We start from the raw sequence: 18,420 nt of genomic DNA on the forward strand, positions 1-18,420 counted from the left end.
CACAAATAGTTCAAGCGCTCTAGTTTTCAACCTTGCGGGCACCGGGCTTTCGGTTAAAGCCACGCTGCTTTTTGGCTGCTTGCCCAATTGCGCCACGAAAATCCGCAATCAACTGGTCGTAATCCAGATGGAGAGCTGCCCGGCGGCCAATCAGAACGTAGTCCTGACCATCCGCCATGAGGTTCGGTCCATGAAGGCGGGCAAGCTCGCGCAATCGGCGCTTGATTCGATTTCGTACAACAGCATTGCCAACTTTTTTTGTCACCGTGAAACCCACGCGCGCGGGACCCGGATCTTCTGGTTTTCGGCGTACTGCTTGAAGTACGAAACCGCGGCGAGGGATGCGCACACCCTTCGCCGCGGTTAAAAATTCGGCGCGTTTCTTTAACCGAAGCATGATCTTTCTCGCTTGGTTGAGCGCCAGTCAGCACAAGGCTCCAGACACACAAAAACCGCCGAACCGAAATGGTGGGCGGTTGATGTGCTAGTCTTAAGCTGAAAGACGCTTGCGTCCTTTTGCCCGGCGGCGTGCCAAGACCTGACGGCCATTTTTGGTTGCCATACGCGCCCGGAAGCCATGGCGGCGCTTGCGCACCAGTCGGCTTGGCTGATAAGTCCGTTTCATGGGCTTTTTCCGCTTTCGCGGCCCCTTTTTTGAATTTTTTCAAATCCCATCAAGATCAGAGAAAAAGAGCGCCCCGAAGCGGGACGCAGCAGACGATCCTGATACACTTGGCTCGGCTTATACGGAGATGTGGCTGATGAGTCAATCTGCAATCAGCGCCAATTGCAGATATTTCTATCCCCATCCCCCCTCTTTTACCTAACAAAAGGTTAAAACAGGCCGTCCAAAATACAAAAGCGCCGATTTCTGCCAACTCTCCCTCACAGAGTTCTCGAATCCTCTACCGCGCTGGTGAGCGGAAACAGCATCCTTATCACAGCAGCGTGAGGGGGGCATCAGCTGCGGATCAAATGACGGTGAGGAGCCCCACAAACGCAGATTTTCCCGCTATATAGGGAAAGGAAGAAGCGGCGCACAAGCGTTTACAAACCAGATATAATATTGGAACAAGAGGCCCCGATGTCAGCTCCGATCCCGAATATGAAGGCGATAAAGTCCCCGCACCAGAAGCAACAAACGTCAGTCGCGCTTGTTGCTGTGATGGCAGCCTTGGCAATGGGTATGATCACAGCCCCCGCCAAGGCTGCTTCGCTGGCCTCGCATTTCAAGGCAAACGGATCGGGAAGTCTTGATCATTCCGACTATAGTGCGCTTTTGAAACGCTATGTGGTAAAGGGGCGTGATGGTCTGAACCGGGTCAACTATCGCGGGTTGAAAAGCCAGCATTCTGCGTTGAAGGCCTATATCACGCGTATGGAAGCGGTGAAGGTCAAGTCTCTCTCTTCCAACGCAGCCAAAGCTTTCTGGATCAACCTTTACAACGCCAAGACCTTGGATGTGGTGGTGAATCGTTATCCAGTCAAATCCATCAAGGATATCAAGCTTGGTGGTGGTTTCTTTGGTTCTGGTCCATGGAAGAAGAAACTGGTGACGGTAGGCGGCAAGAAATTGTCTCTCGATGATATCGAGCACAATATCGCTCGTAAAATATGGAGAGACCCTCGCCTGCACTATGGCTTCAACTGCGCCTCGATTGGGTGTCCCAATCTGCTGACGGAAGCATTCAAGGGTTCAAAAATTGATGCCCAGCTTAACAAGGCTGCGAGCGACTATATCAATCACCCGCGTGGTGTTGCCGTGTCTGCCAGGGGAATCAAGGCGTCAAAAATCTATGATTGGTATGACGATGATTTCGGATCCACCAGGCAATTGATTGCCCATTGGCAACGATATGCAAGCCCCAAACTCAAACAGGCATTAAGCAAACACAAATCAATCAATGGTTATGCTTATAATTGGTCCTTAAACGATGCCCGGTGATAACGACATGCACGATCAACAACAATCAGCAAATGCTCCGATGGATAGCGCAAGCACACCGGACATGAATCAGACTTCCAATGCCTCGACCCTTGCCAAGAAATGGGGCCCTCTTGCAGTCATCGTCATTTTGATGGCCGTTGGTTTTTCGCAAGGATGGCATCAATATCTCTCGCTCGATTCGCTGGTCAAAAACCGTGAATTGCTGCGTGGGTATGTAGAGCAGAATTATCTGCTCATGGTCGGTGGTTTTGCCCTTGCCTATATTGCTGCAGTGGCCTTGTCTTTCCCAGGGGCATCTTTCCTCACCATTGGCGGTGGTTTCCTCTTTGGCTGGGCCGTTGGCGGTGCGGTGACAGTTCTTGCGGCAACCATTGGTGCATCCCTGATTTTTCTGGCAGCGCGCTCATCTTTTGGCGAATCTCTACGCTCCAAGGCAGGCGGTTTCATTGATCGATTTGCGGAAGGCTTTCGTGAAGATGCTTTCAATTATCTGCTTTTCCTGCGCCTTGTTCCGCTCTTCCCATTCTGGTTGATCAATCTTGCTCCGGCTCTGTTCAATGTGCGCCTGGGTTCCTATTTCTTTGCCACCTTGTTTGGCATCCTGCCCGGCACTTTTGCTTATGCTTTCATCGGTTCTGGTCTGGACAGTGTGATTGAAGCCCAACATGCCGCCAATCCAGCCTGCGCGGCGGATCCAAGCTGCACCGTGACGCTGGATACATCTGCGATTATCACACCGGAATTGATTGCTGCCTTCGTAGCACTGGGTGTGGTCTCGCTAATCCCACCGGTATTGAAGGCCGTCAAAAAACGCAGAAGCGAAAAATAGACCCTGAAAAATTTTTAAAGAATCGGGCACTGTTGGACAGGCTGCCCAACAAGGAAACTGTATCATGACCGAACAGATTAAAGCAGATATTTGTGTGATTGGCGCCGGTTCTGGCGGCCTTTCTGTCGCCGCCGCTGCCGCTGCCTTTGGTGAAAAAGTGGTTTTGTTGGAAAAGGCCAAAATGGGTGGTGATTGCCTCAATTATGGTTGTGTGCCTTCCAAGGCCATGATTGCTGCAGGCAAGCAGGCCCAGACCATTCGTGATGCGGTGAAGTTTGGTGTCAGTGCAGGTGAGCCAGAGGTCAACTACCAGGCAGTACATGACCATATTCATTCGGTCATTGCGGCGATCGAACCCAATGATTCTGTCGAACGCTTCGAAGGACTTGGTGTGCAGGTTATCCAGCAGGCCGGCAAGTTCAAGGATGCCAAAACCGTGGTAACGGCCGATGGCAAGACCGAGATCACAGCACGTCATTTCGTCATCTCAACGGGCTCTTCCGCAGCCAAACTGCCAATCGAAGGTCTGGATGATGTCAATTATCTGACCAATGAAACCGTTTTTGATCTGACGGAGCAGCCAAAGAAGCTTGTCATCATCGGTGGCGGCCCTATCGGTATGGAATTGGCGCAGGCACAACGCCGTCTGGGCACCGATGTAACAGTCCTGGAAGCCTTCAATGTTCTGGGCAAAGATGACCCTGAGCTTACTGCAGTGGTAATCGATCAGATTCGTCGTGACGGTGTGGAGCTGCGTGAAGGTGCCAAGATCCTGCGTGTTGAGAAAGGCGATGAAGCTTTCGATCACAGCGCCAAGATCATTTTGGAAGGTGAAGACGGCGAGGAGGATGTGCTGGAGGCAACCCATTTGATGGTTGCGGCTGGTCGTGCGCCAAATGTAAATGGTCTGGATCTGGAAAAAGCCAATATTACCTATGACAAGCGCGGCATCAAGGTCAAGGATACCCTGAAAACCACCAATCGTCGCGTCTTCGCCATCGGCGATGTGACCGGTGGTCTGCAATTCACCCATGTTGCCGGATATCACGCCGGTTTGGTGATACGCTCCATTCTCTTCCGTATGACGGCTCGCGAAAACCGCAATATCATTCCATGGGTTACCTATACCGCACCAGAAATGGCCCATGTCGGTATGAATGAGGAGCAGGCCAAGCAAAAGCATCGTGACATTCGCATTCTTCGTTGGCCTTATGGCGAGAATGATCGCGCGCAAGCTGAACGCAAGACAGCTGGTCTGATCAAGATCGTGACCGACAAGCGTGGCAACATTCTGGGAGCATCCATTGTTGGTGAAAATGCTGGTGAAATGATCAATATGTGGTCTTTGATCATCTCTCAGAAGATGAATGTCAAAGCCATCACTGGTTATATTTCTCCTTATCCTACTCTGTCCGAGATTGGACGTCGCGCGGCGATCAGTTATTATGGCGATCTGCCGAAGAAACCAATGATTCGGCGGACAATTTCCTTCTTCAAGTTTTTTGGATAGAAGGCGCCATCGGCACGGAAATATGGGTGTGCGGTTTGCTATGGTGTCTTCTTAAGCATGGAAGACGCCATGGCCGAACTTTTCTCCCTCGACAATCTTTTCACCTTTTTTATGCTCACCGCCCTGCAGGCCGTACTGGGCTTTGACAACCTTCTTTATATCTCGATCGAATCCAAGCGTGTACGGGCTGACAAGCAAGCCATGGTGCGCAAGGTTGGTATTGGGCTGGCTATTTTGCTGCGGTTGGTATTGCTGTTCGCCATATTGTCCGCCGTTCAGTATTTTCAAACGCCTTTCTTCTCCGTTCACTGGACCGGCATCGTGGAAGGTGAGGTCAATGTTCATGCCTTTATCACGCTGATTGGTGGTGCTTTCATCATCTATACGGCAGTGAAGGAAATCATGCATATGCTTGCCATTGATGATCTTGAAGGTCATGCCGCCGGCAAAGCGACACGTTCGGTAGCAAGTGCGATCACCTGGATCGTGGTCATGAACCTGATCTTCTCCTTCGATTCCATTCTCTCTGCCATGGCTTTGACCAATGTCTTCATCGTTATGGCCGCTGCAATTGTCGTGTCTGGTCTGGGTATGATCTATCTGGCGGATCGAGTCTCCGACTTTTTGCAAAAAAACCGTATGTATGAAGTGCTCGGCCTGTTCGTTCTCTTCATTGTCGGTATCATGCTAATCTCGGAAGGCGGGCATTTGGCGCATCTGACCTTCTTTGGCTACAAAGTGGAAGCTATGGCCAAGTCTACCTTCTATTTCGTGCTGGCAATCCTTGTGATTGTCGATATCGTGCAGGGCCGCTACCAGAGAAAGCTTCTGGCGCAGCGTGAGCACGAGATACAGCTGAAGACTGAAGCGGCGAAAACTGCGAGCTAAGGAAAATTCTCAAGGAGTATTCGGACATGTCGGAGCGCATCATCATCAAGGATGGATTGTCTCTGGATGCCGATGAGATTCAAGAACGCTTCATCCGGGCTTCTGGCCCGGGTGGGCAGAATGTCAACAAGGTTTCGACCGCAGTTGAACTGCGTTTCAACGTAGGTCGTTCGCCTTCCTTGCCCACCTATATCAAAGCCAATTTACGCAGACAGGCGTCCCATTTGATGACGCAAGAGGGTGAGCTGGTCATGCAGGTGCAAACCCATCGGACACAAGCCCGCAATCGTGAAGAAGCCATTGAGCGATTGATCGCCCTGATCGAGAAAGCCTCCTATCGACCCAAGCGACGCATTGCAACCAAGCCCACCAAGGGAAGTAAAAAGCGCCGTATGGATTCCAAGACCAAACGCGGAGCGCTTAAGAAACTTCGTTCCAAGGGCTCTTACGATTGATCCATTCGGTCGTGTGTTTAGACTTGTCAGGGTGAGTGGCATTTCATAGGCTATTTTTCCCAATTCATCGCATCAGAGCGCGTTCCCGAAAAGTTACAGACTTTTCGGATAAGTACTCGCTTGAAAAAAAGTTCAAAAAGCCTTTTTGATGATGCCGCCATCATCAGACAGGTTTTTGCGAAAGATCCAGTTCGGAAAAGGCCCTCATATGTCAAAAATGCAACGCATCGAAATTGCTGCCCATGGCGGCACGGATCAAATGAAGCTTCAAGAGCGCGATATCTCGACGCTTCAAGCAGGTCAGATTTTGGTGCGTCATGAGGCAATTGGCGTCAATTTCATTGATACCTACCACCGAACCGGCCTGTATCCGGTTCCATCCCTTCCGTCCGGTCTTGGAGGTGAAGCGGCGGGTGTGGTGGAAGCCATCGGAGAGAACGTTGAGCATGTCAAGGTCGGTGACCGGGTGGCTTATTGCTCCGGCCCCATTGGCTCTTATGCCACGCATAATGTGATTGCTGCTGACAGCGCCGTTCTACTTCCCAATTCTATCTCATCCAAGCAAGCCGCAGCTTCCTTGCTGAAGGGCCTGACGGTACAATATCTTATTCGCCAGATCTATCCGGTCAAGGCGGGCGAAACGGTGCTTTTCCACGCGGCAGCTGGCGGAGTTGGAACTCTGGCTGTGCAATGGCTGAAACATATCGGCGTCGAAGTGATCGGCACTGTGGGGTCTGATGACAAGGCAGATCTGGTCCGCAAGCTTGGCTGCGATCACATCATCAATTACCGAAAGGATGTGGTTTCTGAGAAGGTTGATCAGATCACGGATGGTGCCAAGCTACCGGTCGTTTTTGACGGGGTGGGCAAGGATACATTTGCAGATAGTTTGAAATGCTTGCATCGCCGTGGCTTGATGGTCAGTTTTGGCAACGCGTCCGGCCCGGTCGATGGTGTCAATCTGGGCATTCTGGCCAGCCATGGTTCGCTCTTCGTGACCCGCCCAACATTGTATGACTATATTCCGACGCGCCCGGATCTGGAGCAGGCAGCCAATGACTTCTTTGCCGCGATCTCGGCTGGTGGCATCAAAATTGCGGATCCTGCGGAATATGCCCTGCAGGATGCAGCAAGAGCCCATGAGGATCTGCAAGCCCGCCTGACAACAGGCTCTATCATTTTGGTGCCTTGATAGATAAATAAGAACTCAAGAAAAAAAGCCCTGCTGAACTAACAGGGCTTTTTCATGTTATTTGGTGCGCCCTTTCCGTGCATAGCTGTCGGTCATGACCGATTTCACCATCTTGCCAAATTCCTTGGAGCGCTTGCGGGATTGTGCAATCGTCTCGGTATTACGATTGTCCTCGCGCTCAAGTTTGCGCCAACGTTCCAATCGCTCAGCTTCCAGCTCACCCGATGCAATTGCGGCCTGAACTGCACATTTGGGTTCACTTTCATGTTTGCAATCATTGAATTTGCATTGGGTAGCAAGCTCAAAAATATCATCAAAGACCTGCTCGATGCCGGTGCTTTTCTCATGCAAACGCAAGGCACGAATGCCGGGTGTGTCGATCACCCATGCTCCACCAAGAGCGGGGTGAAGCGAGCGATAAGTGGTGGTATGCCGTCCCTTGGCATCATTCTCGCGAATGGCGGCAGTGGCTTCCTGACGACCCGTCAAACCATTGAGGAGGGTGGTTTTCCCAACTCCTGAGGACCCAACCAAAGCAAGGGTCTGGGCTTTGCCACACCATGGAGAGAGGGCATCCAGAGCATCCGGGCTTTTGGCATTCACCCCAATCACATCCAGTTCGTCCATCAGATCACCGGCATCGGAAATGTAACGATCCGCATTATCACATAAATCGACCTTGGTCAGGACGACCACCGGGGTCACTTCGGCGTCCTTTGCCAAAGCCAGGAAGCGCTCGATCCGTGCCAGATTGAAATCCTCGTTGCAGGATGTGACGATCAACAGACTGTCGATATTGGCAGCCATCAATTGTTCGCTGACATCAGTGCCAGCACCGCGACGTTTCAATTCTGATCGAGGATCCAGCCGCCGTGTGATCTGATCTCCCTCATCGGCCAATACCCAATCACCCACCGCAAAAGCAGAGGTTGGCACTTTGTGTGGTGTGCGCAAGGGTCGCGTGCCACCATCGCCAAGACCGACGACAATGGATCGCTGGATTTCAGAAATACGAAAAGGAGTAAGAGTTTCCAACTCGATCATATCGAGTTGGCTCATGAAAAAGGGCCCGAAGCCCAAATCATTGAGAGAAGGTCCGTTATTGCTATCAAAAGACCCGGAATTGGAAGACATCATTGTCTTGTCCTGAAAAACATAAAATACCTGCCACTCAAGCTATCGCCAGAGCGGGGATGATCCAGGCAAGCAAAACATCTGGTCTAGATGTCTTTTGCCCGGAGGGCGACACTTACAATCATAAAGTCCTCCTTCAGGGTAACGGTTGGAGTAAGCAAAAAAGCCGTCCGAAAAGATCCGGACGGCCTATCTTATCTAATCGGCACGCAATTTGACAAGGTCGTTCATCAAACCATTGGTACCATTATGCACTGTCAACATCTGGACCTTGTCTGCGATATGCTCCAAAGCCTCCAGCTCTTTCAGGCGCAACATGACAGGATTTTCTGCCATGACTTTGGCCGTGTTCAAAAGCGAACGTGTAGCATTCGTTTCCTCCCGTCGGCGAATGACATTTGCCTGCGCCTCCTTTTCAGCTGCGACAACCTGGTTCAGGATCTCCCGCATTTCACCAGGAAGGATGACATCCTTCAGTTCGATATTGGAAACCTCGATCCCAAGCTCTGCGAGCTCCTTGCGGATAGCCTCGCCAGTATCGCTACTGATCGATGTCTTGGCCTCCAGGATCTGGTCCAATGTCATGGTCCCAATGTCACGCCGAAAGGCATATTGAAGCGCACGATAGATCGTGTCCTTGAAATCAGAGACAGTCGACACAGCCTTGACCACGTCAATCAGGCAATAGTCGGCGGAGATATTGACCCGAATTGTCACCCGATCCTTGGTCAGCATTTCCTGACCACTGACATCAATCGGGTTGCGCTGCAAATCTGCAAGCTTGAAGTCAACTGACCGACCATCTCTCCAAAAACCGTGTCGGCCTGTCTGCAATTGTTCTACCAACTCACCGTCAATATAAAGCAATCCAACCTGATTGTTTGGAACATTCAAGAGGATCACCTGATCCAGTTTCTGTTCACGAAAAAGGCGCAACAACCATTTGGCAGGAACCTTCGAGCCGTTGGCAATGTCAAAGCGTGTCTCAGCCCAAGGGCCTGAATCTTGCCAAACAACCAGCTTCTGGTTTGGACCCAAAACCCGAAAGACCGTGCCGTCTCGCTCAATGATGGTGACATCATCAGCACCAGTTTGGAATGTCATCCAATGCTTCTCAGCGACTTCAGGCAGTTTGGCGAACAGGATCTTCTCGTAATCCGAGGTCACCGCAGGGTGGTTCAGATTGTGGCGTTGAATGTCGAGGCTATCATGACGGTTAGGTAAGAGATGTTCGCCGGGCTCGAAGATGCCCAGAATTTCACCTTTATAAAGTGCCAAAACTCGCTCATTTTCATTCACAAGGACACGTTTGCGTCCCATCAAATAATTCAAATATCTGTTCATCATACATACTCCTTCGTCATGCTGGTCAAGTCATGAAACGACAATCCTTTCAATAGATTGGGATTCCCAAAACGGGAATGGACGTTAGACTGATCGCAGAATGAGTGATCAGCCGGATAAGAGGTGGAAAGAAGTCTGAAGACCGATACAGTCGGATGCTGCGGATCGCCGGGAGTGGAGCATGCGGCATGAAATTGCACCATCGATCCAGATCGATTGTGGAGTATCATGCGGCTTACCCGTCACCATTGAGCGGCGGCAAGCAATTGGCCTCTGACGTCACAAGAAAACTTTGAAGTTCCTCAATCGGCCTTCGGCAAACCGGTCTTCAAACCGGATGAAATGAAACACGTTTAAAGCGTGTGGTTGATGGTTAAATCAACAAGTGGAAAAGGATTCGAACCTTCGACCGACAGAACCTGAATCTGTTGCTCTACCCATTGAGCTATCCATGGTGCAAAATGTGGGAATCGAACCCACCCCTTCGGAGAAACACCCCGACGTTCGCCGCGAACTCATTGTGCATCCCGAGCGAGTTGACACATCCATACATAGAAAAGCAGGGCCGACTATGTGGGCGGAGGCGAAAACTCCTGCCGTTGATGCCGTCATCGTCGTGATCGGGAGAGCTGAGATACGCTCATGAGAAAAAAGCTGCAACAGAAAAACCGCAACCATTAGTTAAGTTGATCTTAATGTTGCAAAAACATCACAATCATGGAGGGGGGATTAAGTGCCGGATAGCCTTGGCTTGGAAGCTGTTCAAGCCTTTGGAGACCAGTCACGTGGAGCCATCTCAAACCCCTCAAAGACAAAGCCTGGTGCAACTGTGCAGCTGACAAGTGTCCAAATGCCAAGGCTTTGTGCAGATTGCCAATCACCTTTGGGAACAATGACTTGCGGGCGTTCATTGGCGATTATATCGGAACCGAGAACATGATGTGTCATGCTTTTCCCATCAGAGGAAAGGCAAAGCTCAAGAGGTGACCCTGCATGCCAGAACCAAATTTCCGTGGCATCAACTTTGTGCCAGTGGGATCGATCACCTTTTTCCAACAGGTAATAGATGGCGGTTGAATAACCACGCCCTTGCGGTCCGTCATGATCGCGAAAGGTTTCGACATAATAGCCGCCTTCGGGGTGTGGTTGCATGTTCAATGCTGTAATAATTTCTTCGGCACTGGTCATGAGAGATTCAATATGGTTTGCGGAAAATCTGGAAATGAAAAAGGCCAGATTTGCATCTGGCCCAATTCCCGTTAGATATCGAGGTTTGCCACATTCAAGGCATTGTCCTGAATGAAAGCCCGGCGCGGTTCAACGTCGTCGCCCATCAGCTTGGCGAAAATATCATCCGCGTCATCCGCTTCCTGAACCTTGACTTGCAACAGAGTGCGCACTTCCGGATCCAGCGTGGTTTCCCAAAGTTGCTCGGCATTCATCTCGCCCAGCCCCTTGTAGCGCTGCATGGAAATACCCTTGCGACCCAAGGCATAAACCTCATTGAGCAAGGAAATTGGTCCGTGAATTGAATATTCCTTCTCACGGCGGCGCATCAATGTGCCTTCTCCAAAGCTTCCCGAAAGATCGGCAGCCAGCTGATTCAGCTTGATGGCATCGGCAGATTGCAACAGGGCAGGATCCAGAATGGCAACTTCACGCACACCACGCACTTCGCGCTCGAACAAATAACCGCCATCATCCTGAATGCTTCCGGACCAACCGCGCTCTGTCTCTTCCGCTACCCAATCAAGACGCTGAGCAACTTCATTAAGGGCAATATTCTGCTTGGCTGCATCGTCAGTCAATGTTGGGTCTAGCAGTCCGGAAATGGCAGCTTGTTCAACGACGCTGCGATTATAACGCGAATGCAGACCATCCAGAATGGAGCCGAAATTGCGGGCTTCATCCAGCAAACCACGCAAATCAGGACCAGCACGTTCAACGCCAACACCAGAAATCAGAACGGCCTCATCAAGACCGGCATCGATCAGATAATCCTGAAAGGCGCGCTCATCCTTCAGATATTGTTCGGACTGCCCACGCTTGACCTTGTAGAGCGGAGGCTGAGCAATATAAAGATGGCCGGCCTCTACCAGCTCCGGCATTTGACGGAAGAAGAAGGTCAGCAACAGGGTACGGATATGAGCGCCATCTACGTCAGCATCCGTCATGATGATGATTTTGTGATAGCGCAGTTTTTCCTGCTTGAATTCTTCCTTGCCAATACCAGTACCAAGAGCGGTAATCAGCGTACCGATCTCTTGCGAAGACAGCATCTTGTCAAAGCGTGCACGCTCGACATTGAGAATTTTACCACGAAGCGGCAGGATTGCCTGATTGGAGCGAGAGCGTCCCTGTTTTGCAGAGCCACCAGCGGAATCACCCTCCACCAGGAACAATTCTGATTTGGCAGGATCGCGTTCCTGACAATCGGCCAGCTTCCCGGGAAGGGAAGCGATATCCAACGCACCCTTCCGGCGGGTTAATTCACGCGCTTTACGGGCCGCATCACGAGCGGCGGCGGCTTCCACCACCTTGGAGACAATCATCTTGCCTTCAGATGGATTCTCTTCCAGCCACTCCTTCAAGGCAGCATTGATCAAATTCTCGACAACCGGACGAACTTCACTCGAGACCAGTTTATCCTTGGTCTGAGAGGAGAATTTCGGGTCAGGTACTTTAACGGACAGCACACAAGTCAGGCCTTCACGGCAATCATCACCGGTCGGATTGACCTTCTCACGTTTCAAAAGACCCGAGCTTTCTGCATAACCGGTGATCTGACGGGTCAGAGCGGCACGGAAACCGGCCAAGTGGGTGCCGCCATCACGCTGCGGAATGTTGTTGGTAAAGCACAGCACATTTTCATGATAGCTGTCATTCCACCAAAGTGCGGCTTCTACGGTGATGCCGTCTTTCTCAGCTGTCACAGACAGGGGTGCTTCAATCAAAGGTTTCTTGGCACGATCAAGCCAGGTCACAAAAGCTTCCAGACCGCCCTCGTAATACATTTCCTCGACGACAGGGTCTGTACTGCGATTGTCGGTCAGCAGGATACGTGCGCCGGAATTGAGGAAGGCCAGTTCGCGCAGGCGATGCTCAAGGGTTGCGAATTTGAACTCGATATGAGTGAAGGTCTCATCGCTTGGATAGAAGGTAACTTCCGTCCCCTTCTTGCCATTTGCAGGGCCGACAACCTTCAATGGGCTGACAGCTTCACCATGAGAAAACTCGATCTCATGCTCCTGATCGTTGCGCCAGATACGCAAGATGAGCTTGGTTGAGAGAGCATTCACCACCGAGACGCCTACGCCATGCAGACCACCGGAAACCTTGTAGCTGTTGGAGTCGAACTTGCCGCCAGCATGAAGCTGGGTCATGATCACTTCCGCAGCGGAAATTCCCTCTTCCGGATGCAGGTCAGTCGGAATACCACGACCGTTATCGGTTACGGTCACGGAACCGTCAGCATTGAGTGTAACAGTCACCAGATCGGCATGACCAGCCAAGGCCTCATCGATGGCATTGTCCACCACTTCATAGACCATGTGATGCAGGCCAGAGCCGTCATCAGTATCGCCAATATACATGCCGGGGCGCTTGCGCACCGCATCCAGGCCTTTGAGAACTTTAATGGAGTCTGCGCCATATTCAGCGCCGGAATTCTGTTCAGTCTCGCTCATGCGAATCAGTCATCCTCGGATAAAGGGGTAACCCTTCACTTATACGTGGTTTCGCGTCTCGATCAACCAATGGGAGGCTGTGAAATCAACCCTTTGCGGGCAATTGTGGAGAGAGAAGCCCCAAAGCCATATTTGCGAGCATTTTATTGCACAATAGAGTTTATTTTATGCCTGCTTTTCGCTGCAAATACCGAATATAGGCTGTGATCATGGCCAGATCAGTCTGGCTGATTCCCTCAATTGCCGGCATGTCGCCATAATCCCAATGATGCGCTGTGACACCTTGCAAGGCAGCAAGCGCAAAAGCCTGATCGCTATGGTGGGATGGCCTGTATATCTCGTGCACCAAGGGCGGGCCGAAACTTGAGCCACGCGCTTCAATGCCATGGCATTGAATACAGGCACCGTTATAGAGACGCAGGCCGTCTGATCGGATTTTATCAGTATCCAGCGAAAAGGCATTGCCATGCAAAGGACCGTCATTTTCGCCTTCTTTTCCAGATTGAAGAGCCAGCAGTGCCGCAATGACAATGAGTATAGCAAACATCATCAATTTTTGCGGCTTCATCATCTGTCGCCTTCCTCGCTCAAAACTGGTGTCAGTTGGCCATTGTCGACAATGAAACGCTGAGCGCGTTCTCCCAACGGGGCAAATACAGGATCATCGGTACCTGTCACCCAGGCCTGACAACCAAGACGGTCGAGAATATCGAAGAGTGCCAGCCGCCGCGTTTCATCCAGATGGGCGGCAACTTCGTCCAGCAGAACAATCGGGCTTTTCTGATTGCGTTTGGCCACTAGATGCGCATGGGCCAAAACGATACCCAGCAACAAAGCTTTTTGCTCGCCGGTCGAGCATTTGGCCGCCGGCATCTCTTTGCCAACATGATTGACCGCAAGGTCCGAGCGGTGAGGACCTTCCAGGGTACGCCCCGCAGCACGGTCCCGTCCACGCATCTGCACCAATTGTTCGCGATAGGTTTCCTCGCATTCAATGGCCGGCATGAGAAAGGCTTTTTCTTCCAAATTGCCATTCAGGCCAACTTGCGCCATGGGAAAAGCGGTCTCAGCACTGTGTAAATGAGAAATGGACTGAATGAGCAGACTTACCAGTTCCGAACGTGCTGTTGCAATGGCGACACCAAATTCTGCCATTTGTGCTTCGATGCCCTCAAGCCAGACAGTCTCATGCGGAGCTTCATCCAATAGCCGATTGCGTTGGCGCATGGCTTTCTCAAATGCATTGACCCGGCTGCCATGACTTTTGTCGATGGCAAGAACCATCCGATCCAGCCATTTGCGTCTTTCCGATGCCGGACCCGTGAACAAGCTGTCCATCATGGGCGTGAGCCAGAGAATGCTGACATGATCACCAAGGCGTTCGCTGGATTTGATATTGGCACCATTGACACGAATGCGGCGTTGCAAATCCCCATTGGGACCGGGTTGCAGGCCAGCACCAAGCTTGGTTTCGCCATAATCGCCATGAAGCTCCGACGCCATTGCCCAGCTTCCCGGACCATTTTCGCGCGCAATATCTGGATAGCTGACTCTGCGCAGACCGCGCCCCGGGGACAGAAAAGAAATGGCTTCCAGCAAGTTGGTCTTGCCCGAACCATTGGCACCACTCAGCACCACGTGAGCATCTCGCAACCTAAGTGACAGAGAGGAATAATTGCGAAAGTCGCTTAGCTGAATGGACGAAATCCATACATGCTCAATCTCGTCAGCAGAATAGACCTCATCGGTCAGTATGGGATCCTGCATCTGGTTGTTGCGATCTTGCATGAAGGTCAAAGAATCCATCAGTCCTGCTGAGGCTTGAAGCCACTCAGGAATCAAAAAAGGGGCATTCACTGCCCCTTTGTATCATTGCGCATGATGAACGCAAATTCAAACCATCCTATACGCGCATCGGCATCAGAACATAAAGGGTGCCGATGCTACCCTCATCCTGAATGAGAGTAGGGGATCCGGAATCAGCCAGAGAGAATTGAGCGCTATCACTTTCCAGTTGATTGGTAATGTCGAGCAAATAACGGGCATTGAAGCCGATTTCCATGGCGTCAGAGCCATAATCAACCGCCAATTCGTCTGTTGCAGTGCCGGATTCAGGATTGGAAACGCTCAGAACCAGGCGGCCTTGTTCGAGTGAGAGCTTGACGGCGCGACCACGTTCGTTGGAAACAGTCGACACGCGATCCACGGCTTGTGCGAACAGGCTGTTCTCGACGCGCAAGATCTTGTCATTGCCTTTTGGAATGACGCGCTCGTAATCAGGAAATGTGCCATCAATCAGTTTGGATGTCAGAACAACGGAGCCTATTTTCAGTCGAATTTTGGCCTCGGAGAGTTCCACGGCAAGATCCGCATCCGGATCTTCGATCAGTTTCTGAATTTCGGAAACTGTTTTGCGAGGGATGATAATGCCTGGCATGCCAGCAGAACCATTTGGAGCGCTTAGTTGAGCTTGTGCCAAACGGTGACCGTCGGTGGCAACTGCACGCAACAATGTCTCGCCATCGACATCCAGAGTATGCACATAAATCCCGTTCAGATAGTAACGGGTCTCTTCGGTAGAGATGGCAAACTGGGTATGGTCGATCAGTTTTTTGATATCTCGTGCCGGGATGGCAAAGGTATGGCTGAATTCACCAGCAGTAATGTCTGGGAAATCGGCAATTGGCAGGACCGGCAAGGTGAAATGTGAGCGACCAGCGTCAATTGACAGGCTGGATTGATCTTCACTGAGGGTCAAAGTCACCTGAGTGCCGTCGGGCAGTTTTTTGACGATGTCATGCAGCATATGAGCCGGAACAGTCGTTGCACCCGGTGCTTCCACCATGGCAGGAGCGGTTTCCAGCACTTCCAGATCCAGATCGGTGGCCTTGAAAACCAGTTCTCCACCTTCGGCTTTCAACAAGACATTTGAGAGAATGGGGATGGTATTGCGACGTTCAACAACACGATGGACATGGTTTAGCGACTTCAAAAGGTCCGCCCGTTCGAGAGTGACTTTCATATCCCTCACTTCCCTTTTCTTTTCCAAACTCAATACAGCCCCGCAATGGGGACCGAAACTTTGACGTGTTGTGACCCATATAGCAAGGGGATTGCACCAAAAATGGTGCAATCCCCTTCTATTTCACAGCTTATCAGCAACATTCTTAACCGTGCCGTCACGGCAAGGAATGCCAGAACATTTCCTATTCGGAAATGATACGCTTCAGCATCTCGATTTCTTGTGCCAGCGTGGTATCAGACGACGACAATTCCTCGATCTTGCGTACTGCATGCAACACGGTGGTATGGTCGCGACCGCCAAACCGACGCCCGATCTCGGGTAGAGAGCGAGGGGTCAGCATTTTGGACAAATACATTGCGATTTGACGTGGGCGCACGATAGTGCGGGTTCTGCGGGATGAAAGCAGATCCGAACGGGATACGTTGTAATGCTTGGAGACAACACGCTGGATGTCTTCGATGCGAATACGACGTGGCTCCTTGGAGCGGATCAGATCTTTCAGGGCCTGCTCGGCCATTTCGATGGTGATCGGAGCACCAGTCAACTGATTATGAGCCATCAGGCGGTTGAAGGCACCATCCAGATCACGGCCATTGGAGCGAATGATACCTGCAACATGATCCAGTACGACATCTGGAATAGCCAGATTTGGATCACGGCGGGATGCCTGCAGAGCACGGTCGGAGAGAATGGAACGGCGAAGTTCCTTCTCCAAAGGCTGCAATTCGCTGACCAGACCACCGGCAAGACGAGACCGTACGCGCTCATCCAGACTTTCCAGTTCAACCGGTGGGCGATCCGCAGCCACAACAACCTGACGTGCACCATCAATGAGGCTGTTCAGCGTGTGACAGAATTCCTGCTGAATGCTCTTGCCTTGCAGGAATTGCAGATCATCAATCAGCAAAATATCGATGTCGCGCAAAGTATCCTTGAAATCCAGTGCAGACTGGCTTTTCAGAGCCTGCACAAAGGAATACATGAAGCGCTCGGCGGTCAGGTAAAGGACCTTTGCGCCAGGATTGGAACGCTTTGCTTCCCAGGCAATAGCTTGCAGCAAATGGGTTTTACCCAAGCCAACAGAGGCATGCAGGAAGAGAGGGTTGAAAGAAACCGGCTGACCTGGTTGAGCCAGAGCCACTTGCTTGGCCGCTGCATGGGCCAGAGTGTTGGATTGACCAACGACAAAGGTCTCGAACGTCAAGCGTGGATCAAGTGGAGATCCGCCAAGTTGATCATTTTCGCTAGCCTGTGCACCGGCAAGTCCGGCTGCTCCAGCCATACCACCAACCGCTGCATTGCCTGCGGGATTAGGGGCTGCTGTCTTGGTCGGGGCTGGTTTTGGTCGCACCGCACCGCGGACATAAAGATCAATGCGTCGCACATGCTCACACTCTTCACGCCAAAGCGCCATCAAGCGCTCACCATAATGCGATTGAATCCATGATTTGAGGAACCGGGTCGAGACTGACAGGATGACGAGGCCATTTTGCTCGCCTTCCAATTCCACGCTGGCGAACCAGCTGGAAAATACATCTTCACCAAGTTCTGTACGCAACCGTGATTTAACACGATCCCATTCTTCTTTGCCAACTTTCACTGAAGGCTCCTCTTTTGGGGAGTCAGCCTCCTGAAAAGCTTGATGAGCTGCCGCACCCATCTCCATTTCCGCGTTTCCCTTTGTGGCCGTTTGCTGCATAATCGTTTTCTTTTCGTGTGCTAGCCGCTTCAACAGCTCGTTTGTTTCTCAGCCAGAGGTCCCGTTTATCAGTGGGTAAGTCTGACCAGACTGTGTGTCTTATCCTATGCCGCGCAATTCGGCAATTCGGAATCTTCATCAAAATTGTCGCCAGGGCAGGTCATCTTTTTTCCATCCCGAAACCGTCGCCCGATGCCCCCCGGCATCAAGATCACCCTCAAAACCACCAGCAACATTGTAGCATGGCCCGGACCAGTCCTTTGTCATGACGATGGCAGCATTCCGGCTTCTGACCCCGGAGCGACATAGAAACAACAAAGGCGCCTGTTGGTCAGCACCATGTTCGGATAGCATTTCCAGCAGCCGCTCCCCAAAATCGGCATGAACCTGCATGGCAGGATAGGAAAGCCATTCCAATTGCAAAACAGATTTGCCAAGTCCCGTCAGATCAGGAACCCCGACAAAGCTCCATTCAGCATGAGTTCGGACATCAATGAGAACCGCCTTATTGTTATGCTCCAATATCTGCCAGGCCTCCTGAGTACAGATATCACCTGCATAACAATCAAAACCGGTATTTGACATATAAACCCTCACAACAGGCGACTGGCACCGTTGTTTGTAACTGTTAGAACGCCGTTTTGCTATGAGCAGGACAGAAAACCGGAAGGCGTCTGTCGTCAAATACTGCCTGTCTTGATGTAAGACAA

Annotated in this window: 17 protein-coding genes and 2 tRNA genes; 6 read left to right on the plus strand and 13 right to left on the minus strand. The window is 51.3% G+C overall.

Annotated elements, in window-relative coordinates; genetic code table 11:
• Positions 1-19: 19 nt before the first annotated feature.
• On the minus strand, positions 20-397 hold the full coding sequence (rnpA, locus tag CRO57_RS15460) for a ribonuclease P protein component (protein WP_097154365.1): 378 nt from the start codon (positions 395-397) through the stop codon (positions 20-22).
• Positions 398-490: 93 nt separating this feature from the next.
• On the minus strand, positions 491-625 hold the full coding sequence (gene rpmH, locus CRO57_RS15465; protein WP_068311851.1) for a 50S ribosomal protein L34: 135 nt from the start codon (positions 623-625) through the stop codon (positions 491-493).
• Between the two features lie 459 nt (positions 626-1,084).
• Between rpmH and CRO57_RS15470 the strand changes: the two genes are divergently transcribed.
• The 6 genes from CRO57_RS15470 (at position 1,085) to CRO57_RS15495 (ending at position 6,822) form a co-directional block, all read left to right on the plus strand.
• Complete coding sequence (locus CRO57_RS15470; protein WP_097154366.1) at positions 1,085-1,945, plus strand: DUF547 domain-containing protein; 861 nt, start codon at positions 1,085-1,087, stop codon at positions 1,943-1,945.
• Positions 1,946-1,952: 7 nt separating this feature from the next.
• A complete protein-coding gene (locus CRO57_RS15475; protein WP_244580114.1) occupies positions 1,953-2,777 on the plus strand; it encodes a TVP38/TMEM64 family protein in 825 nt (274 codons plus the stop codon).
• A gap of 64 nt (positions 2,778-2,841) precedes the next feature.
• Positions 2,842-4,287: a dihydrolipoyl dehydrogenase family protein gene (locus CRO57_RS15480; protein WP_097154368.1), complete on the plus strand. Its 1,446-nt coding sequence runs from the start codon at positions 2,842-2,844 to the stop codon at positions 4,285-4,287.
• Positions 4,288-4,356: 69 nt separating this feature from the next.
• Positions 4,357-5,175, plus strand: a complete 819-nt coding sequence (locus CRO57_RS15485) for a TerC family protein (protein ID WP_097154369.1) — start codon at positions 4,357-4,359, stop codon at positions 5,173-5,175.
• A 26-nt stretch (positions 5,176-5,201) separates the two neighbouring features.
• The gene (gene arfB, locus CRO57_RS15490; protein WP_097154370.1) at positions 5,202-5,630 is read left to right on the plus strand and encodes an alternative ribosome rescue aminoacyl-tRNA hydrolase ArfB; all 429 of its coding nucleotides are present in this window, start codon (positions 5,202-5,204) and stop codon (positions 5,628-5,630) included.
• Between the two features lie 208 nt (positions 5,631-5,838).
• Complete coding sequence (locus CRO57_RS15495; protein ID WP_097154371.1) at positions 5,839-6,822, plus strand: quinone oxidoreductase family protein; 984 nt, start codon at positions 5,839-5,841, stop codon at positions 6,820-6,822.
• A 57-nt stretch (positions 6,823-6,879) separates the two neighbouring features.
• On the opposite strand, the gene rsgA is transcribed toward CRO57_RS15495, so the two are convergent.
• From rsgA to CRO57_RS15550, 11 genes are all read right to left on the minus strand, one after another.
• Positions 6,880-7,959 carry a ribosome small subunit-dependent GTPase A gene (rsgA, locus tag CRO57_RS15500; protein WP_244580115.1) on the minus strand — a complete coding sequence of 360 codons (1,080 nt, stop codon included), beginning with the start codon at positions 7,957-7,959 and terminating at the stop codon, positions 6,880-6,882.
• Positions 7,960-8,154: 195 nt separating this feature from the next.
• Positions 8,155-9,303, minus strand: a complete 1,149-nt coding sequence (locus CRO57_RS15505; RefSeq protein WP_342068282.1) for a slipin family protein — start codon at positions 9,301-9,303, stop codon at positions 8,155-8,157.
• A 383-nt stretch (positions 9,304-9,686) separates the two neighbouring features.
• Positions 9,687-9,751, minus strand: a tRNA-Leu gene (locus CRO57_RS15510).
• Between the two features lies 1 nt (position 9,752).
• A tRNA-Asn gene (locus CRO57_RS24800) sits at positions 9,753-9,824 on the minus strand.
• A gap of 238 nt (positions 9,825-10,062) precedes the next feature.
• A complete protein-coding gene (locus tag CRO57_RS15520) occupies positions 10,063-10,488 on the minus strand; it encodes a cupin domain-containing protein (RefSeq protein ID WP_097154373.1) in 426 nt (141 codons plus the stop codon).
• A gap of 71 nt (positions 10,489-10,559) precedes the next feature.
• Positions 10,560-12,986, minus strand: coding sequence for a DNA topoisomerase (ATP-hydrolyzing) subunit B (gyrB, locus tag CRO57_RS15525; RefSeq protein ID WP_097154374.1), 2,427 nt, complete (start codon positions 12,984-12,986; stop codon positions 10,560-10,562).
• 160 nt (positions 12,987-13,146) lie between these two features.
• Complete coding sequence (locus tag CRO57_RS15530) at positions 13,147-13,557, minus strand: c-type cytochrome (protein WP_097154375.1); 411 nt, start codon at positions 13,555-13,557, stop codon at positions 13,147-13,149.
• Positions 13,554-14,792, minus strand: coding sequence for a DNA replication/repair protein RecF (gene recF, locus CRO57_RS15535; RefSeq protein ID WP_342068283.1), 1,239 nt, complete (start codon positions 14,790-14,792; stop codon positions 13,554-13,556). The genes CRO57_RS15530 and recF overlap by 4 nt, the downstream gene beginning before the upstream one ends.
• A gap of 97 nt (positions 14,793-14,889) precedes the next feature.
• Positions 14,890-16,008, minus strand: coding sequence for a DNA polymerase III subunit beta (dnaN, locus tag CRO57_RS15540; RefSeq protein ID WP_097154376.1), 1,119 nt, complete (start codon positions 16,006-16,008; stop codon positions 14,890-14,892).
• Positions 16,009-16,192: 184 nt separating this feature from the next.
• The gene (gene dnaA, locus CRO57_RS15545; protein WP_097154501.1) at positions 16,193-17,671 is read right to left on the minus strand and encodes a chromosomal replication initiator protein DnaA; all 1,479 of its coding nucleotides are present in this window, start codon (positions 17,669-17,671) and stop codon (positions 16,193-16,195) included.
• A gap of 177 nt (positions 17,672-17,848) precedes the next feature.
• Complete coding sequence (locus CRO57_RS15550; RefSeq protein WP_097154377.1) at positions 17,849-18,295, minus strand: rhodanese-like domain-containing protein; 447 nt, start codon at positions 18,293-18,295, stop codon at positions 17,849-17,851.
• Between the last annotated feature and the right edge of the window lie 125 nt (positions 18,296-18,420).

Origin of the sequence: Cohaesibacter gelatinilyticus (assembly GCF_900215605.1) — a bacterium.
GTDB lineage: Bacteria > Pseudomonadota > Alphaproteobacteria > Rhizobiales > Cohaesibacteraceae > Cohaesibacter > Cohaesibacter gelatinilyticus.